Annotated in this window: 16 protein-coding genes; 10 read left to right on the plus strand and 6 right to left on the minus strand. The window is 38.8% G+C overall.

All coding sequences use genetic code 11. The features are described 5' to 3' along the window. Positions 1-314: 314 nt before the first annotated feature. The gene (locus tag HG267_RS20820; protein WP_052335357.1) at positions 315-2,525 is read left to right on the plus strand and encodes a GUN4 domain-containing protein; all 2,211 of its coding nucleotides are present in this window, start codon (positions 315-317) and stop codon (positions 2,523-2,525) included. A 325-nt stretch (positions 2,526-2,850) separates the two neighbouring features. Continuing rightward, entirely contained in the window at positions 2,851-3,528 is a 678-nt protein-coding gene (locus HG267_RS20825) for a sugar transferase (RefSeq protein WP_045873318.1), read from the plus strand. Between the two features lie 227 nt (positions 3,529-3,755). Here the strand turns inward: HG267_RS20825 and HG267_RS20830 are convergent, their stop codons facing one another. The 3 genes from HG267_RS20830 to HG267_RS20840 all read right to left on the minus strand — a co-directional run bounded on the left by HG267_RS20830 (position 3,756) and on the right by HG267_RS20840 (position 8,783). Continuing rightward, positions 3,756-4,865 (minus strand): glycosyltransferase family 4 protein, encoded by a 1,110-nt coding sequence (locus tag HG267_RS20830; protein ID WP_045873317.1) that lies wholly within the window; start codon positions 4,863-4,865, stop codon positions 3,756-3,758. 155 nt (positions 4,866-5,020) lie between these two features. Further along, on the minus strand, positions 5,021-5,806 hold the full coding sequence (locus tag HG267_RS20835; protein ID WP_045873316.1) for a PIG-L deacetylase family protein: 786 nt from the start codon (positions 5,804-5,806) through the stop codon (positions 5,021-5,023). 847 nt (positions 5,807-6,653) lie between these two features. Then, the gene (locus HG267_RS20840) at positions 6,654-8,783 is read right to left on the minus strand and encodes a hypothetical protein (RefSeq protein WP_228045674.1); all 2,130 of its coding nucleotides are present in this window, start codon (positions 8,781-8,783) and stop codon (positions 6,654-6,656) included. A 666-nt stretch (positions 8,784-9,449) separates the two neighbouring features. Between HG267_RS20840 and HG267_RS20845 the strand changes: the two genes are divergently transcribed. The 3 genes from HG267_RS20845 (at position 9,450) to HG267_RS20855 (ending at position 12,969) form a co-directional block, all read left to right on the plus strand. Continuing rightward, positions 9,450-9,665, plus strand: coding sequence for a hypothetical protein (locus HG267_RS20845; RefSeq protein WP_045873314.1), 216 nt, complete (start codon positions 9,450-9,452; stop codon positions 9,663-9,665). A 911-nt stretch (positions 9,666-10,576) separates the two neighbouring features. Beyond that, positions 10,577-11,686, plus strand: coding sequence for a glycosyltransferase family 4 protein (locus HG267_RS20850; RefSeq protein WP_045873448.1), 1,110 nt, complete (start codon positions 10,577-10,579; stop codon positions 11,684-11,686). Positions 11,687-11,793: 107 nt separating this feature from the next. Continuing rightward, on the plus strand, positions 11,794-12,969 hold the full coding sequence (locus HG267_RS20855) for a glycosyltransferase family 4 protein (protein WP_045873447.1): 1,176 nt from the start codon (positions 11,794-11,796) through the stop codon (positions 12,967-12,969). Positions 12,970-13,384: 415 nt separating this feature from the next. Here the strand turns inward: HG267_RS20855 and HG267_RS20860 are convergent, their stop codons facing one another. Together HG267_RS20860 and HG267_RS20865 are read right to left on the minus strand one after the other, a co-directional pair. Continuing rightward, complete coding sequence (locus HG267_RS20860; protein WP_045873312.1) at positions 13,385-13,756, minus strand: hypothetical protein; 372 nt, start codon at positions 13,754-13,756, stop codon at positions 13,385-13,387. Between the two features lie 175 nt (positions 13,757-13,931). Beyond that, positions 13,932-14,195 carry a hypothetical protein gene (locus HG267_RS20865; RefSeq protein WP_045873311.1) on the minus strand — a complete coding sequence of 88 codons (264 nt, stop codon included), beginning with the start codon at positions 14,193-14,195 and terminating at the stop codon, positions 13,932-13,934. Between the two features lie 637 nt (positions 14,196-14,832). On the opposite strand from HG267_RS20865, the gene HG267_RS20870 reads away from it, so the two are divergent. The 3 genes from HG267_RS20870 (at position 14,833) to HG267_RS20880 (ending at position 19,570) form a co-directional block, all read left to right on the plus strand. Next, positions 14,833-15,927, plus strand: a complete 1,095-nt coding sequence (locus HG267_RS20870; protein ID WP_045873310.1) for a serine/threonine-protein kinase — start codon at positions 14,833-14,835, stop codon at positions 15,925-15,927. A gap of 482 nt (positions 15,928-16,409) precedes the next feature. Continuing rightward, positions 16,410-18,443: a serine/threonine-protein kinase gene (locus HG267_RS20875; RefSeq protein WP_052335356.1), complete on the plus strand. Its 2,034-nt coding sequence runs from the start codon at positions 16,410-16,412 to the stop codon at positions 18,441-18,443. Between the two features lie 104 nt (positions 18,444-18,547). Continuing rightward, a complete protein-coding gene (locus HG267_RS20880; protein WP_045873309.1) occupies positions 18,548-19,570 on the plus strand; it encodes a WD40 repeat domain-containing protein in 1,023 nt (340 codons plus the stop codon). 472 nt (positions 19,571-20,042) lie between these two features. On the opposite strand, the gene HG267_RS20885 is transcribed toward HG267_RS20880, so the two are convergent. Continuing rightward, complete coding sequence (locus HG267_RS20885; RefSeq protein WP_045873308.1) at positions 20,043-21,302, minus strand: pre-peptidase C-terminal domain-containing protein; 1,260 nt, start codon at positions 21,300-21,302, stop codon at positions 20,043-20,045. 342 nt (positions 21,303-21,644) lie between these two features. Here HG267_RS20885 and HG267_RS20890 point away from each other — a divergent pair, with 342 nt between their 5' ends. Next, the gene (locus HG267_RS20890) at positions 21,645-23,660 is read left to right on the plus strand and encodes a serine/threonine-protein kinase (protein ID WP_045873307.1); all 2,016 of its coding nucleotides are present in this window, start codon (positions 21,645-21,647) and stop codon (positions 23,658-23,660) included. A gap of 173 nt (positions 23,661-23,833) precedes the next feature. Then, positions 23,834-25,276, plus strand: a complete 1,443-nt coding sequence (locus tag HG267_RS20895) for a sensor histidine kinase (RefSeq protein ID WP_081584112.1) — start codon at positions 23,834-23,836, stop codon at positions 25,274-25,276. Positions 25,277-25,439: the final 163 nt, after the last annotated feature.

Raw genomic sequence — 25,439 nt, forward strand, 5'->3', positions numbered from 1 at the left:
GCTACACATCAAAATAATTACTAATTCGTAATTCTTAATTCGTAATTAAACTGAGAGTTAGAGTCCCCGAATTATATAAGTCGTGCTTTTACAGTTGGGGATTTAGACCCCAACCGTAACATAATTACGAATTAGTAACTACGAATTACGAATTGTTAGTTATTGATTTTTTGGTGTTTCCGGATGCGGAACTAAGTTGAAGCGCAACGCGTCTAGTTTAATCTGATACCATTTTTATCAAAGCTGTTGACTTGATAATTTGCCATCAGTCAACAGTTAAATTGCTTTACTATACAGGGTTTTAATTTTTTTAAATGTGTCCAGTTGGGGTTCGTACTAGTCACTCAACTCATGCTTTAGAAACTGGGGTAGCAAAACTTTGGCTATTACTAGTGGGAGTCAACCAATACGAGGATGAGCAAATACCTGGTTTGCATTACTCGGCGTTGGATTGTCAAGGCTTAGGAGAAGCATTAAACGCCGCAACACAGGGATTTCCACAAAAAGAGGTGATGATTTATCACGATTTTGGGGAAAAGCAACCCAAGTTAGCAAATATTCGCGCCAGCCTCAAACAAATTGCAGCGGCTAGTAAACCTACTGACACAGTTATATTTTATTTTTCTGGGCATGGAATGCTAGACTCTTTGAGTCAGCAGGTGGTGCTATGTCTCCAAGATACTCAAAAAGAACAATTAACTGACACGGGTTTAAAGTTGCAGGAATTGTTGCAACTGTTAGAGAATTGTTCTGCTCAACAGCAACTACTAATATTAGATGCTTGTCATAGCGGGGGGATGACGCTGTTGGGTGCAAGAGGCGAAACAGATCCCCAACTCAACCCGACACCAGAATTGGTGGAAGTTTTGCGAAAACGAGCCTCCCAAAGAAAAGGATTTTATGCTTTATTATCTTGCGATCGCGGCCAGCAATCTTGGGAATTTCCGCAATTAGGGCATGGTGTATTCACATACTATTTAATTCAAGGGTTAAGGGGAGAAGCTGCTGACTCTGTTGGTGTCATCGAAGCCGATGGACTTTATCGCTATGTTTACCACCAAACACTGACATATATAGATAAAGCTAATCAGCAGTTGCGAGTGATTAATCAGCTAAAAAAAGGACGGGGAGACAATTCCATCCATTCTGAATATCCTTCACAAACACCCAAGCGGATTGTGGAAGGAGTAGGAGAAGTAATTTTAGGACTAAAACCTCAGCAAATACAATCTTCGCAACATCCGCGACAAGCATTAATTGTAGAAGGACTTCCCAAAAGTAAAAATTCCTTGGATTTGAGTAAAATACTGAGCAGTGCGGGAAGCTTTGAAGTCAATTATTGGACTGTGCGGGGCAAAAATTCTCAGTCGGATGTCCGCAAAGCTATCCAAAAGTGTTTACTATCACCATCTTTTGCGGAAACTACTACGCCAGAAGCAGCCACAACAGTATTTTTATATCTGCGTGGGCAAATTCGCGAGACAGAACCAGGAGAAGCGAGATTAATACTGTCCGAAGATATTTTTATTGAGCGTTCATGGTTAAGAAAACAACTACGCCGATGTAGATCGCAACAAATTATTATTTTAGATTGTCCAGAACAACAGGGTTTGGGGACAGTCTCAGTACGCGATTGGGTAGAAGAACTGCAAATTGGATTAGATGCAGGACAGTGTTTAATTACGGCTGCTGTACCAGCTAATGACAGTGAAGTATTTGCTTATACCTTGGTAGAAACCCTCAATCAAGGAATGCAGCCAACGGGACTCACCGCCGCAGCTTGGATTACACAATTGCAAGTGCAGTTAGCACAAACCAATATCCAATTATATTTTTGGTTATCTGGTTCTCAAGGAATTATAGAAATATTACCAGGAAAAACTGTATTTTCTGTTGAAAATTTAAATACTAAACCAGAAAATACTGACAATTCCAAACCTGATGATTTGAGTTCAGCATTAGGAATTGACTACACGTATCTGCGCGATTTACTTAAAAATAAAAGGTGGTTAGAGGCGGATCAAGAGACTACAAAACTTATACTTAAAGCATCCGGAAGAAAAGAGGAAAGTTTTCTTGAAATTAGCGATGTAATAAATTTTTCTTGTAAAGACCTTTCTACTATTGATAATCTGTGGGTAAATTATAGTTATGGGCACTTTGGCTTTAGTGTTCAACAACGTATCTGGCAGAGTATTAAAGATACTTCTGCAACCGATCCGCTGTTGGCTTTGATGATTGGATCTGCCAAAGTTGCTGCTTCCGAAACCTGCATTGATTTTGCTAATCGTGTTGGTTGGCGTTTGAAAGACTCATGGGTTGATTATGAAAATCTAGTCTGGCAAGGAGATGCACCTATAGGACATTTACCCTATTTCGGTTTTTTAGAACAGGTTTGGCGTGTCAGGCTGTTAGGTGTGTGGGAATGGCATAGTGCGATCGCAACAGCTTCGTGGTGGGAATTATGTGTGGCTTTGTTTTCGCGTCTTGAAAGTTGTCAAGTTGGCGATTCAGATACAGCGTAATTAAGAACCAATACTGCTGAGTTAAAGATTTTCAGTCCGAATTTAATTTAGGGAAAAGGTAAAAGATTTTCCCCCATTTTCTCTTGCCTTTTTAGCCTGAAATCATAAGTATTTGGATTGAGAATGCCGCAATCACCCACAGATGTACAGATAAATATGGAGGTAATAAAAATAGATGAACATTCAGCAATTTCCCGAAATTACCTCATAAAGTACTGTATTACCCTAAAGAATAAAAACTGAGTTTTCTCCTTCTTAAAAAGTTAATTTTCACAATCGTAGATTATAAATCAATAATTCTACCTTCATCACTTGAGGCAGGATAATGCAACAAACACAATTACAAAAAGTTCTTCCGGCACCCTCTTTCTTATCTTGGAAATTAGAGTCTAATTCCCATCCTTCAGTTCAATCTAAATTCAAACGCTGTTTAGACATTGTAGGCAGCTTGATAGGGCTGTTAGTTCTAGCTATTTTGTTTGTGCCGATTGCGATCGCAATTAAAATCGACAGTCCTGGCCCAATTTTCTTTGCTCAAGAACGGTATGGATTACAGGGAAAACCATTCCGTCTTTATAAATTTCGCTCAATGGTTATTGATGCAGAGGAATTAAAGACTTTAGTGAGTAACGAAGCTAAAGGGCTAATATTTAAAAATAAAAATGATTTCCGAGTCACTAAAGTAGGTCGCTTTTTACGAAGCAGTAGTTTGGATGAACTACCGCAATTTTGGAATGTGTTATGCAATGAAATGAGCTTAGTAGGTACAAGGCCACCTACAGGTGATGAAGTAAGTAAATATACAAAAAGACATTGGCGGCGTTTAGATGTCAAACCTGGTTTAACTGGTGAATGGCAAGTTAACGGACGTTCTCAGGTGAATAATTTTGAGAAAATAGTTGACTTAGATTTACAGTATCAAGCCAGATGGAGTCCAATGTATGATTTACAGTTAATTGTCAAAACATTCTACGTACTATTTGCGAGAATTGGAGCATTTTAAAAAATTTCTTATTAGGTCTTTATTCCCATATAAATTTAATTGTAAGAGTCTCAAGTTCGTCAAGAGTTTGGGACTCTAATTTTTATGATTTCATTTGCATCATTCATAACCCTGTTTTGTCATTTTCTGTAGGGGTTTAGCAATGCTAAACCCTCTACCCATGTATTTGTATAATTATCTGTTAGCTGATTTTAGATAATTGGTAAAACTCTAATAAAAGAAAATTGCTATTTGCTAACTAAAAGTTCTTGGCTGAGGCTCAAATTAAATACTCTGTAGTTATCAAGTAGTTCATAGTATAAACTTAGCGTTTCCTCATGAACGCGGGTGACGCTGAAGCGTTCGAGGTTTTGTTTCGCTTGGGATTTCAATTTTTGTAGTTGTTCTGAATCGTTGAGCAAATACATTAAAGCATTTGCCAAAGTTTGACTATCTTTTGGTGGTACTAATAACCCGGCTTGTCCGCGATCCAAAGTTTCTGGAATACCATCGACATCGCTAGCAATAATTGCACAACCTGCTTCTCGCGCCTCTGTCAGTACTAATCCAAAGGATTCACAGTGAGAAGCGAGGACAAAGATATCAGAGGACAGCATATAGCGTTGCGGTTCTGACTGGAAGCCTTCAAAATGAATGCGATTGGCAAAAGGGGTATTTTGCACCATCGCCTCAAACATAGCGCGATCGGGGCCATTTCCGACTAAATATAAATGTGCTTGCGGAACTTCTGCAGCAATTTTGATGAAGGCTTCTATTAATTCCACAATTCCTTTGCGGGTGTACATTCCAGCTACTGTAGTAATTGCTGGATGGCATAAAGACATGGGTTGACAATCTTTAATACTACGATTTCGGGGACTGTTTAATGTACCGTTGGCTACTACGCGTAACTTACTCTTAGATATCCCACGCCGTACCATAGAATCAGCGACAGCATTGCTAACTGCAATCACTCGATCCGCTAATCCCATCAAAATAGCGCTGCGCTGAAACTCATTGTGTACAGTAGAAACTAAACTATATTCACCACAGTTTCTTAACAGTCCTGCTAGCACAACTCCTGTCATCATGTGTGCATGAACAATATCTGGCTGAAACTCTTGAATAATCTGGCGATAACGCCAAGCCGCTTTAATTAGATTGATGGGTGTTCTTGATTGATCAAGGTGAAAGTGTTGCACGTCGTGATTTGCTAGTAAGGTTTCGTATTCTCCACCAGCTGATGCGACAGCAACAGTATGACCATTTTTGGCTTGTAAACAAGCTAAGTCTACAGCCACATTGACAATTCCGTTGCCAATTTGTTGTACATGATTAGTAATATGTAGTATCCGCATATTTTCTCCACAGAATTTTTAGTTGCTGATTGATGATTTTTGTAGCGCAAAAAAGTAGCACAAAGACGAAAATAGTCTTTGATGCTGAGGATAGTGGTTGTTTACTACCCATAAATGGGTAGTTTTTAATTAAAAAATATATTGGTATTCAGCGATTAAGACTCAGATTTAAAGAAGATTTCATGGGAACCAGAAAATCGCTGAATAAATCCACGAGGAAGACTCTCGATTTGAGAACAATATGAAGATATTGCTTGAGTTTTTTTATCTTGGACTGAGGCAATTGGCAGGTAGTAAGCTGCTGCGATATCCTGCAATTTAAGCAGAATAAATAATGGCGCTCTCCAAAATAGCCAAATTGGATATTGCAACAAATCTACTGTGATTCCAGCTTGAGCGATCGCAGCCTTGACTAATTGGTAAGTTGCTTCATGATCTCGATGACAATCTTTACGATGAGGAACATAAACTTCTTCAGGTTGATACTGCTTTAGTAGCGCTGCTACCTGTGTAATTGTCTGTGCTCTTTCGCGCTCGTCTAAATAAGGTAAAGTGCCATCAGGCTTTTCTAAAAAATGGATTTCTGAAGATTTAACACCCAAAATTTCTAATGCATTGACCGCTTCTTGTTTACGGATTTGGATAATTTTATTTGGTGTATTGACTTCAGAAGTACCTGCTCCCTGTCCATCTGTGAGAAAAGCTACTACTACGGGAATATTATGTTCTCGTTTCAGAGCAATCATTCCACCACAGCCAAATGTTTCATCATCTTGGTGCGGAGAAAACACCATAGCCGATTTCTGGGTGAATGCTATTGGCTGACTGCCTTTTCGCACAATCCAGCGAAATAGTAAGCTAGAGTGAATATCTTGTATTTGCTCCAGCCAAGTATGCGGAATTAATTTTTGTAATCGCTGTAAATAAATTTTGATACTCATAATAATTGATTAGATTTAGGGTTTTGTAATTCATAGTTACAGTTTTGGTTATTTGGTGATTATTAAATCAATACTCTCGTATCTTAGGAGGATTTATCGCTCCTTCTGCGTTGCTTTCGTTGTTCTAAAATCATAATTCAAGTACAAATTATTTGTCACTAAACATATTTATTGTTTTCAAAAAGAATTTAATTTTAAAAAAGCAAAATATGAAGTTAGCTTAAACATCAATACATCAAATACAAATGATAAAATTTGATGTTACTCATTTGTAGATAATTCAAAATAGCCAATTACGCAAAATAATAAACATAAATTATACATATATATTAATGCAAGTCGATTTCTGAAAAAATCTCAGCAAAAAAGTTTTTGAAATGGTTACTCTATCGCTAACGCATCCTAGGCGTGGCAAGGCTAAAATAGTGCATTAGGTTTGATTAAATTAACCGCAGATAAACGCCGATTTAGACGCGCCCGCAGGGTAAGCCGATGAATTTTTGCTATTGCATCAAATTAGCTGTGTCAGTCCATTACTTGAACTTCAAAAATCAAATATGAGTCATATAAACTGTGCAATAAAATTTATACTTATGAATATAATTTTGTAATAAATATGGCGAGTTCTATATTAGTAACGCAAGAAAAGCTTTTGGACTGATGCGTTACGCTATCGCTAACGCATCCTACTTGGACTACTTGAGCTTCAAAAATCAAATATGGGTTATATATAATTGCAAAATTATGTATATAAATTCATAAAGAATTTGTGAAATTTAGCGGTGTCTAGATACCCAACTTTTTGAATAAGTTGGGTATCTAAAAACTTGGAAGATGGAAATTAAGATTATCCTCGCAGGCGATAGATCAGTACTTTGCCTTTCCAGTCTTCTTCTACAAACACTAAATACTCACCATCTGAACGGCGAAAAGCGCGGATACCGTGGGGAATATCAATCCAACCGCTTTCACCTGCAACTTCTGGGCCGGGTTTAAACTGTTTTACTTGTACTCCGGTGGCGGCGTTGTATACATGGACTTCTGCTGTCTTTAATGTCACAGCAAATACATAGTCTCCGGCTACACTCATGGACATTGTAGAGACTTCGCGCTTCCCTGTGGTGTCATGAGGTACTACGGTGCGCCATCGGGGAGTAGGATTGTCTTTTTGTTGACTCCAATTATCAAAGCGGACAATCTCAGAACCAACCACCCCACTATCATCACCAACTGGGGGATGATCGGTGGTGAAGCCTGACAAATACATCGTATCTGTATCCGGGAAATACTCAATCCGCCGCAAATCGGTAAATAGGCTGGGGGTTTTGTACTTTTGCATGGAACTATAAGTATAGATGGGGTTGCCATGCTCATCTAGTCCTTTTAAGGGATAGTGGCGAATACCAATACCATCTTGAGTCCGCAAGGTTTTCCAGACATCGCCTTTACTGTCTACCCACCAGCCGCCGAAGTAGGGATAATCTTCGCTAGTATCATACTCTCCTGAATCGAAGCCACCATTACCATTGCGATCGCGCCAAATCCATTCGCCTTTTTTTGGTTGATTTGGTGGCCAGTTACCAGCGATTGATTGTTTACCTTCGGCGTTCGTACCTACAAACATTCCCGATGGGATCGCGATTTTGCTTTTGTTGCTATTATCAAAACGATAAATTTGCAAAAAGCTGCTATACATATCTGTGAGGAACATAAAGCGCTTACCTTTGATACGCCTGATAAATGTTCCATCTGGGGATGTATGCAGACGTGGATCTTGAGGATATTTGAAGGGATTGAGAGTGTAATTTTTAAAAGTCCATTTCTTCCCAGCCGGCTGGCTGTAGTCCATGACAAAGTGTTCTTGCTTGGCAAACACATCAACGCCATCAGTTTGAGGATCTGCATCTGCATTATCCACAAATAGCAATCCCAACAATTGCCATAGTTTTTTTCCTGAGGGTGAAAACTTCCTTAAATCAGTCCCCGGTCTGTGGAAACCATTATTGCTAACGTAGATATTTCCAGCTGCATCTGTACCTACTGCTGTAATCCCGTAAAGTTTCAAATCTTGAACTTCCCCCGGATTACCTGCAAAAATCCCCCCCTTAATGCCGAAAGTCCCAACCTGTGTTGGCTTTTCAGTAACGTTATAAATCAATATTTGCTGACGCGGCCCATTATCGGCTATTAACAGTCTGCCTTGAGGATCGAGTGCGATCGCAGTTGGTTCGACAACTTTCGTAATCTCTTGTGGGAGTTTTTTTCCATCCTGGGAATAATGCAAAATCTTGGCAGAATTACTACTATTTTTATTTTGAATAATCCACAGATTACCTTGGCTATTGACAATTATTCCACCAGGTCTAGCAAAGCTAAAGCTGCGTAATTCCTTCATCGTTTCGGTACTATAAACGCGAATCCGATTTGCCGCAGCATCACTTATATATAATTCTTTTTTAAAAGTTGCTAATCCTGTCAATTCAGCTTTCTGACTGATAATTAACATACTTTTATCCCAACCACGACCCCCAGAAAATGGCGCAGGTTTACCAGATAAATCATACCTTCTAACGCAATACCAATTTGTGCCATCTGGAGGATAATCTTTCTCAGTTTTACCTATAGAACCTTGGGTTATAGCTAAGTAAATATATTTGTGATTAACTGCTATAGCTTTGCCACCCAGACGACTCCAACCGTGGGTATCATCCAGCATACCCACAATCTTGCCATCTTTATATATTCCTGCTTCTCTACCTGCTTCATCCCAAATACTATTGGTATATACAGTGCCATTAGCAGCAACATACATTGCATCTATATTATTTTGTACCCAATATTTTCCACCGCCAAAAGTATTACCAATCCACGATGTTTTGTAAGTGCTGGTTGGCGAACCACTCACAGTCCAACGTGTTGTCATGCTAAAAGAAGCGAAAACAACTCCCATTGTGAGACAGAGTAAAAATGTCAACATTTTTCTCTGTCGCGAATTACGTTGGAGAAACAGCGTTTTAATAAAATTTGCAAAATTGTAGCAGATAAGTTGAATTTTCTGCACGAAGCTAAAGTTCATAAAATCTCCAATGGTATCTGGTGCTGATGCTTAAAATTTTATTTGTAGCGTGGCAGAGCATATCGCAACCTATTACTTAGCAATTAAAACCTAAATTAATCAATTAGCTAACTGCAGTGTACTATTTCATACATTGCTTTTTTGAATCATGATTATCTAAATAATTAGATATTTAATTAGTGATAAAATAACAAAACTTTCCCAGTTATATAGTCAGCACTTTATGGCTGCTCAACGCCAATAAATTGACTGATGATCAGCTTTTAAAGTTGGGTTAGCAGACTACTATAACCCCGATTCATGAATACAACCCAAGCATATTATCTGTTGGGTAATACTAGTACAACAAGGCAAAAGTCAAAAGTGAGCCAGTGCGGTGGACGGGTTCCCAAGGCACTCCGTTGGGCGGCTTTGCCGACTTGAAGGAAGTGCCGTCGGCATAAAGCAACTGGCGAACTCCGCAGCTGACTTTTCACGGCATGTGGAAAAGGTCATTTTGATGGTTTCCCAAGCCCTGATTTCTCCGTTAGCTATTTTCATTAACTTAGAGTTATTGAGAATCAACCTGTGGAAAAAGCCACGCTTTTTGGAGGCTTGAGGACTTCCCGTGAAAAGTCAGACTCCGCAGGAGTCAAAATCAAAAGAAAGAATAGTTATAGCACAAGCCTTTTAGCAATTACAGATGGTCTGTTTCTCTTACAAAGTTTGGCGGGACGGAAACCGACACCGCCAACTTTGCGCTATTTACGCCGACTTGTACTAGATGTTTTGTTACAACCCTGACAAGAACTATTACCCGCTCTAGAATTTGCTAAAATTGACCGAATACTGAATCGGCGTTATAGGTCAGCACCAATTAAAATTAACTGTCAAAACCCTGGTGTATTTAATAGAAGATTAACTTTTATTGATTCTTTTACTTATTTTGCGGTCTGTTAATTAAATTTGTCTACCTGTAGAGCATAGATTATTGAATCATCATGATTAATCTTCCTTTAAAAGAATATACACATAAATAACAAAAACTTGACAGATATAATTTTATGTTCACCAAAAATTTATAAAAAACACATTATTTTTTTAAGGTAAATTTTATCAGTATTAATCTTTACTCTATGAGTTAAAAATATAGTAAAAATCAATACAGATTTTTGTTAAATGCATCAATTTTTACCAAAAGCTCTGACAATAATTTATCCTGGTATTGTTATTTGATGGTGATGAAGATGACATAATAGCTAGTTATTAAAAATATAAAACCCCATATTTGCAATATTTTGAATGCATTATATACCAGCTATAAAAGTATAATATTAATCTTTGATGCTGTTAAACAGTTAATAACAACACTAATAAAAAGTTCTTGACAGCGAAAAATATATCGCTTATAACAGAAAATTCTATCTAAATTATTCTTAATTGATGTTTGGCAATTTTTGAAAAAATTGTTAAAAACAAATTTGATGATGCTATAAATTGGCTGAAAAATATTCATAGCAATAGCAGTGAAAAGTGCTGATGATATGCTAAAGCGCCGAATAAAAGTACTAGCAACAGCAATTTATTGTTGAATTCAAAAGCAGGGTTGAGCTTGGTATGAAAATGCGAGGAAGCCAGTTCAACAGAACACAGGAGTAACATAGGTGGAAGGTAACACAGACAATTTCGCTTCAGCATCTATTCTCACTCTGGGAATGGGCTGGTTTCCCAAAACACCTGGAGGCTTAGAACGGTATATTTACGAACTAACTCATCAATTAGCAGCGAATCAAGACCATGTAGAATTATGTGGAGTTGGTTTACCAAATATAGAAAATCTGCCTATAAAATTAACTAACTTAGCTGAACCTGATGTTCCAATTTGGCAACGTTTATGGTCAATTCGTAGTAATTTTCGCAAAACTAGAATCGGCAAACCGGATGCTATTAATTTGCATTTTGCATTATATAGCTTCCCAATTTTAGATATTTTGCCCAAAGGAGTACCAATTACTTTTAATTTTCATGGCCCTTGGGCTTCTGAAAGTCAGCAAGAAGTAGCAAATCAAATGTTGAAAGTTTTGCTAAAGCGCTGGCTGATAGAACAAAGCACCTATAAACGCTGCGATCGCTTTATTGTCCTCAGCAAAGCCTTTGGCAATCTTCTCCATCAACAATATCAAATTCCCTGGAGCAAAATTCACGTTATTCCCGGTGGCGTTGATATTCAGCGATTTCAAGCCAACTTATCACGGCAAGATGCCAGAAGTAAATTAAACTGGCCTGATAACCGTCCAATATTATTTACATCCCGCCGCTTAGTGCATCGAGTGGGGGTAGATAAATTATTGGAAGCGATCGCAACTATTAAGCCCAGAATACCTGATGTGTGGTTAGCGATCGCAGGGCGCGGTCATATCCAAGCTGCACTACAACAGCAAGCTACAGAATTAGGACTAGAGGATAACGTTAAATTTTTAGGTTTTTTACCTGATGAGGATTTACCCTTAGCTTACCAAGCTGCTGATCTCACAATCATGCCCAGCCAATCTTTTGAAGGGTTTGGATTAGCAGTCGTAGAATCCTTAGCCTGTGGTACTCCCGTTATCTGTACCCCCGTTGGCGGAATGCCAGAAATTCTATCATCCTTCTCACCAGATTTACTTACCACTTCCACCGCAGCCTCAGCCATTGCTGAAAAATTAGAACAAGCACTACTGCAAAAGTTACCAATCCCTTCCAGAGAAACCTGTCACCAGTACGCAGCCACGCATTTCAACTGGCAAAAAATAGCCCAGCAGGTGAGGGAAGTTTTATTGGCGTGAGAGGAGGTTGGGGACTGGGGACTGGGGACTGGGGACTGGGGATAAGGAAGATGAGGGAGATGAAGGAGAAATACCCATTACCCATCAACAAACACCAAACACCAATTATGAAAATTCTGTTTTTAGATCAAAGTGGTAAGCCAGGGGGCGCAGAATTATGTTTGATAGATATTGCTAAACCTTACCGCGATCGCTCTCTTGTTGGGTTATTTGCTGATGGGCCTTTTAAAACTTTACTCCAAGAGCATCAGATTCCGGTGGAGGTTTTAACCAATCAAGCTATCTCTGTGCAAAAATCTAGCAGCTTTCTGCAAGGATTAGCCAGTTTTAAGCAACTTATACCTCTCATCGCCAAGGTAGTACAGATAGCTCAAGATTATGATGTTATTTACGCCAATACTCAAAAGGCATTAGTTATTGGTGCGATCGCAAGTTTTTTCGCTCGTCGTCCTCTGGTCTATCATTTGCATGATATTCTCTCAAAAGAGCATTTCAGCCAAACTAACCGCAGCATTGCTGTTAACTTAGCTAATTATTTTGCATCTTTAGTTATTGCTAATTCTCAAGCGAGTCAGAAAGCATTTATAGAAGCAGGCGGACGGGAAGATATTACTGCAGTTGTCTATAACGGCTTTGACTCAAAAATTTATCAAACCTGTGAGTCTGATATACAAAAATTAAAAGCAGAATTAGGGCTGACAGGAAAATTTGTAGTAGGACATTTTAGCCGTCTCTCACCTTGGAAAGGGCAACATATTTTAATAGATGCCATTGCCAAATGTCCCGAAGAAGTAACAGCAATTTTAGTTGGCGATGCACTTTTTGGTGAACAAGATTATGTGCAACAATTACACCAACAAATTGCTAAATTAGGGCTAGAAAACCGCATCAAGTTTTTAGGATTTCGTGCTGATATTCCGCAATTAATGGCAGCTTGTAACTTGGTTGCTCATACTTCCACTTTTGCAGAACCCTTTGGTAGAGTCATTGTTGAGGCGATGCTATGCGGTACACCTGTAGTCGCAGCCAAAGCTGGGGGTGCAATAGAATTAGTAGAACCGGGAATTAATGGTTTTTTAGTTAATCCTGGCGAAGCTGAGGAATTAGCACAAGTAATTAATATCTGTTTGCAAGACACAGATAAAATTACTGCTATGGCGAATCATGCGAGAAATATTGCTAGTCAGCGTTTTGATGTGACAAATATTAATCAACAAATTGCTCAATTATTATCCTCTAAATTTCCTGAACAAATATCGCCATCACTTCTAGCAAATTTATAAATAAAGTAGTGGACTGACATAGCTAAAATGTGGCAATAATTTTTCTTGTGGGGTAGACATCTTGTCCGCCCTGGACGCGTGAGACACCCATCCCACAAGAGTTTTTTTTATGCACTATTTTAGGCGTGTCAGCCCAGTAGGCAATACTTCTCGGTTAAGGATTTTTAACTCGAAATTTGGTTTGGGGAAAAGGTGAAAGGGTAAGGGTTAAAGGTTTTATCTTGCCCCTTTTCCCCTTCCCCTTTTGCCCTTAACCGACAAGTATTGGCCCAGTAGGATGCGTGACGAACTTCGTAACGCATCGAAGAATTTATAAACCCAATTGGATATCAGTGTTTGGTTGCAGCAAGAAAACCAAACCTACGTTTTTTGCTACATTTTTTTACTACAAATTAGATGGATTTAGCTGAATTAATTACAATCCAACTAATTCGCGAGATTCAAAATTAGTTAATTGTTGAGCAATCGCTAATCTCGCTTCCAACTTAGCGACACTAAACTGGTTACGCAAATATTCCAAATGAGCGATCGCATTTGCTTTATCACCAGTTAATCTAATTTGGGTGTCGATTGCTTTTTGGTATTCTTGATTCACCAGCAGCACTTCAAAACGACGTGCTTTGCGTTGAGCATCGTTTTTCAAATCCATATCAAAAGAGGCGCTACGATCAGCATTGCCTTCAAATCGGTTAATTTGCTGTTGAACTGCCATTAACTGAGAGTCTATTTCATTCACTCTTTGGGCAGCTTGAACTATTGCATCTGGATAATAACTCAGTTGCATCATCAAATAATCTTCCTTGCCAAAAATATTGACCGAAAATCTAGCTATATTGCTATAGCTTTACTAGCGAATTGGTGAAAAATTCTGGGAGCAAACTTTAATCTTTCACCGCTAATTTGTGATTGATATATAATTAGAAATGAGGGGTAAAAATTCAGCACTTTGCCTTTCGCAGTAATTACGCCACTTCTCTTAGTTGCGATTGATTATTTATCTCTGAGAATGAGAGCGATAGTTGTTCAGCTTGTGGTACAGCCGCTTGTTCCAAAACAGTTACTTCGATGTTCACACTCACTAAATAACTGCCTGTATCAGCACCAACCGCATCAGCAATTATTTTGGCAATATCTGGGCGTTTTGCAGTGAGTGGATCGCGCAAAATACACCGATCCCATTCATGTTTAGCAGTGGGATTAAGGTTGAGAATGTAGTGCTTCATCATAGAATTTTTAATCCATCTTCCAGAAAACTGCTACAGAGCCATTTTGCACTTCAACAGGCTTTGTGGGCGCTATACTATCATTATAGTACATTTGTACGCCATTGTGTGAAATTCAAGCATACAAAAGGGTTTCAAAACAAAGGGATTTGGCAGCAAGAAGTTGGGGGAAGGGGTAAAGGGGAAAGGTTTTGTGTTTTACCCTTCCCCTTTAACCTTTTCCCTTTCCCCACCTCGTCTACTTAAGTAAGTGCTATTCGAGCCTAGACTGTGTCCTAAATTGTATTTTATTAAACAATAGAATACGCCTTTATATTCGGTAATTACGTAAATATTTAGTGGATTTCGCATTTTTTATTAAAAACTCATAATCACCTGGACATTTGTGAAGTCTTTTACAATAGGTGAATTAAATTATTTAGCAGGAATATAACCATTTAATATGCAGCGTTTTACTGCTTACTAGTAAGCCACTTAATTTCTCTTGAAAAATATTATATCTTTTTAAAATTTTTACGGGCTGTTTTGTATTTATACAGTGTCAAATATCATGATTTAGCAAAGATATAGTATTTCTACTAGCGCTCAGTTGTCTTTATCTGTAAATTAAAGGCAAGCAGAGAGTAGTAATTCTTGAGAGATGAATATAATTTCCCCGCAAATGAAGTATTTCCACGAGTCTATATTGCAGCAAACTCGACTGAGTCAGATGTGCGGAACTCAAGAGCTATTTCGCGATCGCTATGAAATTGTCAGAATTTTAGGTAGAGGTGGTTTTGGGATCACCTATTTAGCAAAAAATGCAATATTACCAGGTCAACCTTGGTGTGTAATTAAGCAACTTTCTCCTAAGGTAACTAATACCAGTATTTGGGAAAAAGCTTATCAGAGATTTGAAAAAGAAGCACAAACTTTAGCAAAATTGGGTAGTCATCCTCAAATACCTATGCTGTTAGACTACTTTGAGGTTAATGGCACCTTTTATTTAGTTCAAGAGTATATACATGGTTATAATTTAGCCTTCGATGTGAAACGCAACGGGCCAAAAAACGAAGCTGAAGTTAAGCAGTTTTTAAAGGAAATATTACCAGTATTAGAGTATCTGCACGAAAATCAAATCATGCATCGTGATATCAAGCCTCAGAACTTATTACGTTGCAAATATGACCAAAGGTTTGTGCTGATTGATTTTGGTGCAGTCAAAGAAGAATTAGCTGATGTTTGTGGAAATTCTCGCGATGATGATGCTACTGGTACTTTTGTGGGGACGATAGGATTTGCACCACCAGAACAGTTTTCTCTACATTCTGTTTATGCTAGTGACATTTATGCGCTAGGTATGACTTGTCTTTATTTACTAACTGGTAAAGGGCCTCTAGAATTTGCCTACGATCACAATAATGATGAAGTTTGCTGGCAACAAGAAGTTAATGTTAGCAGCAATTTTGCCAAAATTTTAGGTAAAATGCTCAAGATTTCTTTAAAAGAGCGTTTTCAAACAGTTGAAGAATTGAAAAGAGCTTTAGAGTGGGAAGAGTATGCACCCGCATTAACTGGATGTTTAGCTATCCAAACCCCTAGAGTTATTAATAAAACCAAAGCAAAAGAGTCTACTTCACAGATGTACTTACCTTCTATTCAAAGAACTGCGATCGCGATTCGAGAATGGAAAGAAAAACGTAAGGAAAAAGAAGCATACAATAATTTGAAACAATGCTTACATAAAGTTAAGTAAAAGGCAGTAAGCAAAAGGGAACAGGTGTTAAAGCTAATTTACTTTTCGTTCCATACTGCCATCTTTTTATTTCGGGTTTTCAGTAATATTTAAATTTTTGGGTAGCGAATGATATAGATCTGATATTTGATTGGTGAAAAAATCCGTATACTTTATACCAATTATTCTCGTTTTCCTACCCAAACCCATAATTTCAGACATCAAATCGGATTGCCATAGCCAAGTAAATATTCTCTGACTTGCTTTTTTACAATACTGCCAAATTAGATTATTATATAATCGAGAAATAATTCTACTGGCTCTTTTGGTTTTCCCCAAATTGAGGAAAATTGACTATAATCTACAAACGCTGACTATATTAAGTAATTCCCCATTCCCAATACAGGGATTTTCTACCACCACTACAACAGAGCCAATCTACCAACAGGGAAATTGCGGGTCAAACTTAGCATAAATTGTCATGCAGTAGCGCCTGTCACATCATGATCTGCTGCTTAAATCCCGATTGTTCAAATCCTTTAAATCCTGATGAAAATAAGTTTTGCCAATCTTGTAATACCCCACTCATCAGCCTTTTAAGAAATCGCTTCCGTGTTATTCGCGTGCTTTCTGATGAGGGGGGATTTGGTAGAACTTACCTATCACAAGATGTAGATAAACTACATGAACGTTGCGTGATCAAGCAATTAGCTCCGAAGTTCCAAGGAACTTGGTCACAAAAAAAAGCGATGGAGTTATTTGCAGAAGAAGCTAAACGCCTGCAACAACTCGGAGAACATCCGCAAATTCCCACACTTTTAGCTTATTTTGAGCAAGATCACTGCCTATATTTAGTGCAGCAGTTTATTAATGGGCATAATTTGTTAACGGAGTTACACAAACGCAAAACCTATAAAGATAAAGAAATTATCGAAATCTTAAATGATTTACTCCCGATTCTGAAATTTATTCACGCTCGCGGAGTTATTCATCGCGATCTCAAGCCAGAAAATATTATTCGCCGTCATAGTGATAGACGCTTATGTTTAATAGATTTTGGTTCCTCAAAGCAGTTAACAGCCAGAGTCCAAAATAAAACTGGTACTTCTATTGGTTCTCATGGTTACTCGCCAATTGAACAAATTAGAGATGGTCAAGCTTATCCTGCTAGTGATTTATTTGGTTTGGGGACTACTTGCTTTCATTTATTAACAGGAATTTCTCCCTTTCAATTGTGGACAGAACATGGATATTCTTGGGTGACAAATTGGCGACAATATTTGCGTAGTCCCCTGAATTCAGAATTGGATAAGCTGTTGGATAAGCTGTTACAAAAAGATATCCGCCACCGCTATCAATCAGTTGATGAAGTCATCAAAGATTTGTCATTTAAACAACCACTGCGACTGCTGCCTTCTGTTAAATTAACTGGTAAAACCCCAAAAACTCAAACCCAACGTTTACCTAAAAAACATAACTTCTTCAGACTTTTGGTCTTAACATCTGCAGCAACTCTACTGTTTGGATTTGGCGAATCTTGGTATAAACAACTATACAAACTCCAAACCAATTTATCTTCTCGCCTGACTCAAGTTCATAATCATCGCGATCGCAGCGATGCAGTTTTGGATCAGCCACAGATAGCTTTGGGGAACATTTCCTTGGCTAATACCTTACAAACCAACGACAATGGCATTGTATCTGTGGCTATTAGTCCTAATGGTCGGTTGCTAGCAAGTAATAGCGATCGCACAATCCAAGTATGGAATCTCGCCACTGGTAAGGAAGTCTCCAACTTGAAGGGCCACTCCCAACGGGTGAATGTCGTGGCGATTAGTCCTAATGGCAAAATTTTGGTGAGTGGTAGTGAGGACAGCACTATCAAAGTTTGGAATTTATCCACAGGTAAATTAATCCGTACCTTGGAAGGACATACAGATTCGGTTCATGCTTTAGTAATTAGCGCCGATGGTAAAACCCTTGCTAGTGGAAGTGATGATAACACCATCAAACTGTGGAATCTGGAAACGGGTAAGCATATCCGCACCTTGGTAGGACATGAATTTTGGGTGCGATCGATTGCTATGAGTCCAAATGGTCAAATTTTGGCTAGCGGTAGTTTTGACAAGACTATCAAGCTGTGGAATGTCGCTAAAGGCTACGCAATTCGTACCCTCGTAGGGGATGGAAAAACTATTACATCGCTTGCTATTAGTCCGGATGGCAGAATATTAGCTAGTGCCAACCGCGATCGCACAATTAAACTCTGGAACTTATCTAATGGAACAGCAATTCGCACCCTCTCTGGTCATGTAAATACAGTTACATCTCTAGCTATGAGTCCAGATGGTAAAACCTTAGCTAGTGGGAGCCGCGATCGCACAATTAAACTGTGGAATCTATCTAATGGGGAGAATATCTTAACACTAAATGGGCACAGAAATACTGTAAACTCTATTACTTTTAGTTCTAATGGTCAAACCATCATTAGCGGTAGTGAGGACAATACTATAAAGATTTGGTATATACGTAAGTAAAAAATCTGAGCTTACAATATAATACTCTTTTATACAGTCAGTAATTCTATCGAAATGCTTGCTATATTGTGCAGCATAAGGATAATGCCACTGGGAGATCTGCGATGTCTGTAAATAAAACTAACTCCGCACTGCGAGTCCTCACAGCCACAGTCTTCCTGCTTTCGGGAGTCGGGGGCGTTGTGTCTTCGGACATTCCCTCCGTTGCCACTGGTGAGACATCTTCTCCAAAACTTCCAGTATCAGATGTCTTAACTCTCAAAGGCAATTCTGGATCGGTGAAAGGCGTTGCTATCAGCCCCAATGGTAAGACCTTGGCTAGTGTAAGTACAGATAATCAGATCAAACTGTGGAATTTAGCTACAGGCAAAGAAATTCGGACTCTAGAAGGTCATACTAACTGGGTAAATTCCGTAGTGTTTAGCCCAGATGGCAAAACTCTTGCCAGTGGTAGCTTAGATAAGACGATTAAGTTGTGGGATGTGGCTAGTGGTAAAGAAATCCGCACTCTCAAAGGACATCTCTTATCTGTTGAATCTATATCCTTCAGCCGAGATGGTACTAAATTGGCTAGTGCTAGCTGGGATCAAACCCTAAAAGTTTGGGATGTGGCTACTGGAGAAGTGATACGCACACTCAAAGGACAGTGCGACATATTTAATTCTGTAGCTTTTAGTCCAGATGGTAATACTGTTGTTAGTAGCAATCATTTTGATAAGAATGTCAAACTGTGGAATATTTCCACTGGAGAAGTCATACATACCCTCAGTGGTCATACTGATGTAGTTAATTCCGTAGCCGTTAGTCCAGATGGTCAAACCGTAGCTAGTGGTAGTTGGGATGGCACAATCAAACTATGGAATGCCTCAACAGGAAGAGAAATCACTACCCTCAGAGGTGATAACAAAAGAGTTTGGTCTGTAGCCTTCAGTGCCGATAGCAAACATCTAGTCAGTGGTGGCTGGGATGGTACCGTCAGAGTGTGGAATGTCCCAGAAAAGCAAGAAATACAGACTTTAACAGGGCATAAAAGCAAAATTTGGGCTGTAGCCTTTAACCCAGATGGCAAGACTGTTGTGAGTGCTAGCAAAGACACCACTATCAAAGTTTGGCCAGTAGTACAGTAAGGGACTTCCAACTTTTCTTGGCAGGGGGCAGGGAGCAGGCAGTGGTGTCAACTTAAGGTGAAACCCGCTTGGTTGCAAGGTTTTGCCCTCACCCCCAGCCCCTCTCCCACAGGGAGACGGGAGCAAGAGATTTAGTTCCCCTTCTCCCGGGGGAGAAGGGGTTAGGGGATGAGGGCGCGAGGTATTTGTACAACGCCCGCCCTATATAGCTTTTAGCTTAAGTTGACACAACTGGGGAGCAGGGAGCAGGGGGAAAATAAAAATATTCTCGGACTATATTTGGATAATTTATTTTCAGGAAGTCCCTAAGAACTTATTTTGCTTGGGTTTGGGTGTCGGGTGTTTGATATTTTCACCCATTACCCATTACCCCTTATCCCCAGAGGGGGCCCCGAGTTCCCCAATCCCCAATCCCCAATCCCCATTACCCCTTATCCCCAGAGGGGGCCCCGAGTTCCCCAGTCCCCAATCCCTAATACATCGTCAAGCGATATCTACCACGTTGTTGCGGATTATTAGAAACTACCACGACATAGTAAGTATCATCTTCAGGCAACCTAGCTCTGTCAATCAGGGCGCTATACTTACCATCTTTACCATTATCCGTAGCAACAATTTTGCCTTGAGAATTTAATAAGACTAGATAAGGAGAAAATTCTTCAAAAACGCTATCTACACGAATACTAACTAGCTGATCTTTTTTCCCCTCAAACTTAGATACATTGTAGGGGTTTTTATTTTGCTTGAGGGTAAGACTTTGGGCGGTTAGTTCACCAGATTCGTCTAAATTATAGCTAGCCCTATCATTTCTCAGTGCTAAACTATAGCGGCCTGTATCTCCTGGGTTACTACTAGTAACTGCGATGGTATATGTGCCTTGAACAGGTAGTCTCACAAATACAAATGCATCTTTAATCCCGCCTGTTGTTTGGGCGCTGCTGCGTTTGACAATAACATTATTATCGGGGTCAAGCAGAAACATATAAGGGGTGAGACTCAAGTTATTAGAACGGCGTGTATCAGTACTACCACCTAGGCGAATTTGGATGAGTTGGTTTTCTCTCCCTTCAAATTGATAGAAGTGAAAATACCTACCTTGAGACTGGAAATCACCTTTACCTAAAATACCGAAGGCGAAATCTACAAAGTTAATTGGCTTGTATTTGAGATTTTTCGGTGGAGAAACTGGCGCAGGCTGGCGATTTGGCCTGTTACCTGTTGATGGTTGAGTACTTGGTTGATAACGACTAGGACTAGGACGGGTAGAACCATTATTTGAGGGTTGAGGCGCTGGTGTGGTATCTACTGGTTGAGAAGTCCTCGGTTTGGGAGTAGGTTCGGGTGCAGTATCTACTGGTTGAGAAGTTCTCGGTTTGGGAGTAGGTGCTGGTGTGGTATCTACTGGTTGAGATGGACTAGGCTGAGAAGTAGGCGCTGGTGCAGAATTTGTGGTTGCAGGGGGTACACGTGGCGGTATGGGTGAATCAATAGGTTGCTTAGGCTGTGAAGATGCAGGTGGTGGAGTAGTAGGAATCTGTTCAATTCCTTGTTCTACAGCCTCCGGTTGCCTTTCATCTGGTGTTTTAGCGATAGTAAATTTTACTGTAGATTGGGGAATTGTTAAAGCACCAATAGGTAGAGAATAACTGGTTAGTAACAAGCTACTACTCAGGGAAAATATTACACCTAAGTGCGATCGCAAAAGATATTTTTTATGATTTTTCTCTAGCATTTTTCACTCCTCATTTATTGCCTCAATTAAGCTGAGGCTAGGCACTGCAATTGGGCTAAAAATCATTGCCCAACCCAAAAAATCTGAATGGTGTCATCCCATTCAAAATGCAAAATTACTTCACCCTGAAATAGTGAGAGTATATATGCTCATCCACAACAAACCATATTCAACAGTGAGGATGCTGCTGGTAGTACTCTAAAAAGAATTTATTTTTTAATTCTAAATTGCTAAGTTACCTATAGATTACTTTCTGATTACAAAAAAATAATTTTGGCAACTTAATAGCAAAATTATTAGTCATGAATTAATATATACACAAACTGCAAATGGGTTCCCAGTATGATCTGCTGTCTGAATCCCGATTGCCCCAATCCTCTAAATCAAGATAGGCAAGAAGTTTGCCTAAGTTGTCATCAACCATTGATCTCGTTATTAAGGGGCCGTTATCGTGTAATTAAAGTACTATCTGATGAGGGGGGATTTGGTAGAACCTATCTAGCGGAAGATGCGGACAAGCTAAACGAATGGTGTGTAGTTAAACAATTTGCACCTAAAATCCAGGATTCTTCTACATTAAAGAAAGCTGTTGAGCTATTTAAAGATGAAGCTAAACAACTGCAAAAATTAGGGGAACATCCGCAAATTCCTACACTTTTAGCATACTTTGAACAAGATAATTATCTGTTTTTAGTACAGCAATATATCAATGGGCATAATTTACTCCAAGAATTACGACAAGGGATAATTTACAACAAAAGTAAAATAGTCGAACTTTTGCTAGATTTACTACCCGTGCTCAAGTTTATTCATGAGCGTGGTGTCATTCATCGGGATATCAAACCCCAAAATATTATTCGCCGTCAAATTGATGGGCGACTAGTCTTAATAGATTTCGGTTCCTCAAAACAATTAACAGCAACAGTACATACTCAAATTGGCACTACTATTGGCTCTCATGGTTATACTCCCATTGAACAAATGCAGGATGGGAAAGCTTATCCATCGAGCGATTTATTTAGTTTGGGTGTAACTTGCTTTCATTTACTCAGTGGAATTCGACCGTCGCAACTGTGGATGCAAAAAGGCTACAGTTGGGTTAATTCTTGGCACGAATATTTAGCAAATCAAGATAGGGATGGAGTAGCTTTAAATGTCAATGTGGATCAGGTGCTAGACAAACTTTTAAAAACAGAAATTAACCAGCGTTATCATTCAGCCGATGAAGTGATTCAAGACTTAACATATAAGCCTTTACTAGTACCACCAACAATTATCGAACCTGCATCCCCTACTCAAAACTTCTATCTTCAACATCGACTATTCATCAGTACTGCTATTTTACTACTGGGATTAGGTGGAATTTGGTATTTACAATCTCGTCCCCAACAAGTAACTAGATTTGCTAACCCTAGTCAACCAGCAAACGTTACAGAAAATGCTGATCAACCGCAAACTCTTAAAGGTCATGCTAGTGATGTTAATACTGTCGCCTTTGCCTCTGATGGTTTAACTCTAGCTAGTGGCAGTGATGATAATACAATTAAGTTGTGGAATCTGAGCAGCAATCAGGAAATTAGAACTCTCAAGGGACACAAAAAATGGATTTGGGCTGTGGCTTTTAGTCCTGATGGTAAAACCTTAGCTAGTGGTAGTGCAGATAAGACTATTAAACTGTGGAATCTTGCTAATGGGGAAGTAATCCACACATTAAAAGCACATACTGATGGAATTTCATCGATAGCTTTTAGCCCGGATGGTAAAACATTAGCTAGTAGCAGCATCGATAAGACAATTAACCTCTGGAATGTCTCAAACGGTCAGCTAATTCGCACCTTAAAAGGACATAAACAGGCAGTTTCTGCAGTGGCTTTTAGTCCTGATGGTAGCACCCTTGCTAGTGGCAGTTGGGACAAAACAATTAAATTGTGGAATGTAGCCACAGGAAAAGAAATTCGGAATTTTGTAGGACATTCAGAGTTAATTATTTCTGTAGCTTTTAGCCCTGATGGTTTGACTTTAGCTAGTGGCAGTAAAGATAAGTCAATTAAATTATGGAATTTGGTAACAGGAGAAACGATTCGTACTTTAAAGGGTCATACTGATAAGGTAAATTCTGTGGTTTATGTACCCAAAATAGGAGATAGTAAAACCACAAATAATTTTACCCTGATCAGTGGCAGTAGTGATAACACTATCAAATTATGGGATACAGCAACAGGAAAAGAAATTAGGACTTTGAAGCGAGATTCTGGTTATATTTATTCTGTGGCAATCAGCCCTGATGGTAAAACTATTGCTAGCGGTGGTAGTGCTGATAATATTATTAAGATTTGGCATTTATCTCAAGATAAATAGCGTAACGCACATCTCCCAACTTTTCTAATACGCAAAATTGCTTTGTCAGCAAGCTTTTGGTGCCTTGCGCTGCGCGACAACACACCCTACCTCATATAACTAAAAGACAATTGTTTCTAGTGCGCGTATAATTTGTGTGAAATGTAGCACAAATTATACTTAATAGCACATCAATGCTGGAATTATTGCAAAGCTTTTTTGGTGATGGCTTATTTATCCCACATGGTCATTGTTATCTTTGGCAACCGAAATTAGTGTGGTTGCACATTATATCTGATTCTTTAATTGCCATAGCTTATTATTCTATCCCTATTACCCTTGTTTACTTTGCACAGAAACGAGAGGATTTCCCCTTCAAATGGATACTTTTATTATTTGGAACATTTATTGTTTCTTGCGGTACAACCCATGTGATGGAAGTGTGGACACTATGGCATCCGACTTATTGGTTATCTGGCGCTATTAAATTTTTTACAGCGTCAGTTTCGGTTTACACAGCTATTATTTTAGTACCAATTGTTCCCCAAGCATTAGCTTTACCAAGCCCAGCTCAATTAGAAGCAGCTAACTCTCAACTCAAAATGGAAATTCTTGAGCGAAAATCGGTAGAAGAAGCACTTTTGAAAGCCAAACAAGAGTTAGAAATTAGAGTAGAAGAACGAACATCTGAATTAAAAGCAGCTATGACACAATCTCAGGAAAATGCTGCGATAGCCCAAGAGCAAGCTGCACAGTTGCAAATTGCGCTTCAGAAACTGGCAAATACCCAAGCTCAATTAGTACAAACTGAAAAAATGTCTTCTCTGGGACAATTAGTTGCAGGTGTTGCCCATGAAATCAATAATCCAGTGAATTTCATTTATGGCAATACTATTATTGCTAATGAATATTCTGAAAGCTTGATTAATTTGATTTCACTGTACCAAGAAAACTATTCCCAACCTCCAACAGAGATTCAAGATTATACTGATGAAATTGATTTAGATTTTATTCAAAAAGACCTACCGAGAGTCTTGTATTCTATGACCAATGGAGCAAATCGTATTAGTGAAATAGTTCAATCTTTAAGAACTTTTTCACGATTAGATGAAGCGGAAATCAAACAAGTAAATGTTCATGAAGGACTTGATAGTACACTGCTACTGTTAAGAAGTAACTTGAAAGGTAAAGCTGGTAATCCAGATATACAACTTATTAAACAATATGGTGATTTACCCAAAATAGAATGCTACCCTGGGCAACTTAATCAGGTGTTTATGTATATTTTAAATAATGCTATCGATGCTATAAATTTAGTAATAAAGACAAAAATTAATAGTTTAGATGCATATCAGGGAAAAATTACGATTATTACTGAAGCTTTAAATAGTGATGAAATAATGATTCGGATTATTGATAATGGTTGTGGGATGACCGAAGAGGTCAGAAAAAAAGTCTTCGATCCCTTCTTTACTAATAAACCTGTTGGTTCGGGGACAGGCCTTGGAATGACAGCAAGTTACCAAATTATTCAGATGCATAATGGTCATTTACTCTGCCTTTCAGCACCAGATGAAGGTACAGAATTCCAAATTCAGATTCCGATTTTGATGAAGCTTCCGATTCAAAATTGGTAATTGGTAATTGGTAATTGGTAATTGGTAATTGGTAATTGGTAATTGGTAATTGGTAATTGGTAATTGGTAATTGGTAATCGGTAATCGGTAATCGGTAATCGGTAATCGGTAATCGGTAATCGGTAATCGGTAATCGGTAATCGGTAATCGGTAATCGGTAATG

This window comes from Tolypothrix sp. PCC 7601, assembly GCF_025677855.1.
GTDB classification, from domain to species: Bacteria; Cyanobacteriota; Cyanobacteriia; order Cyanobacteriales; family Nostocaceae; genus Aulosira; species Aulosira diplosiphon.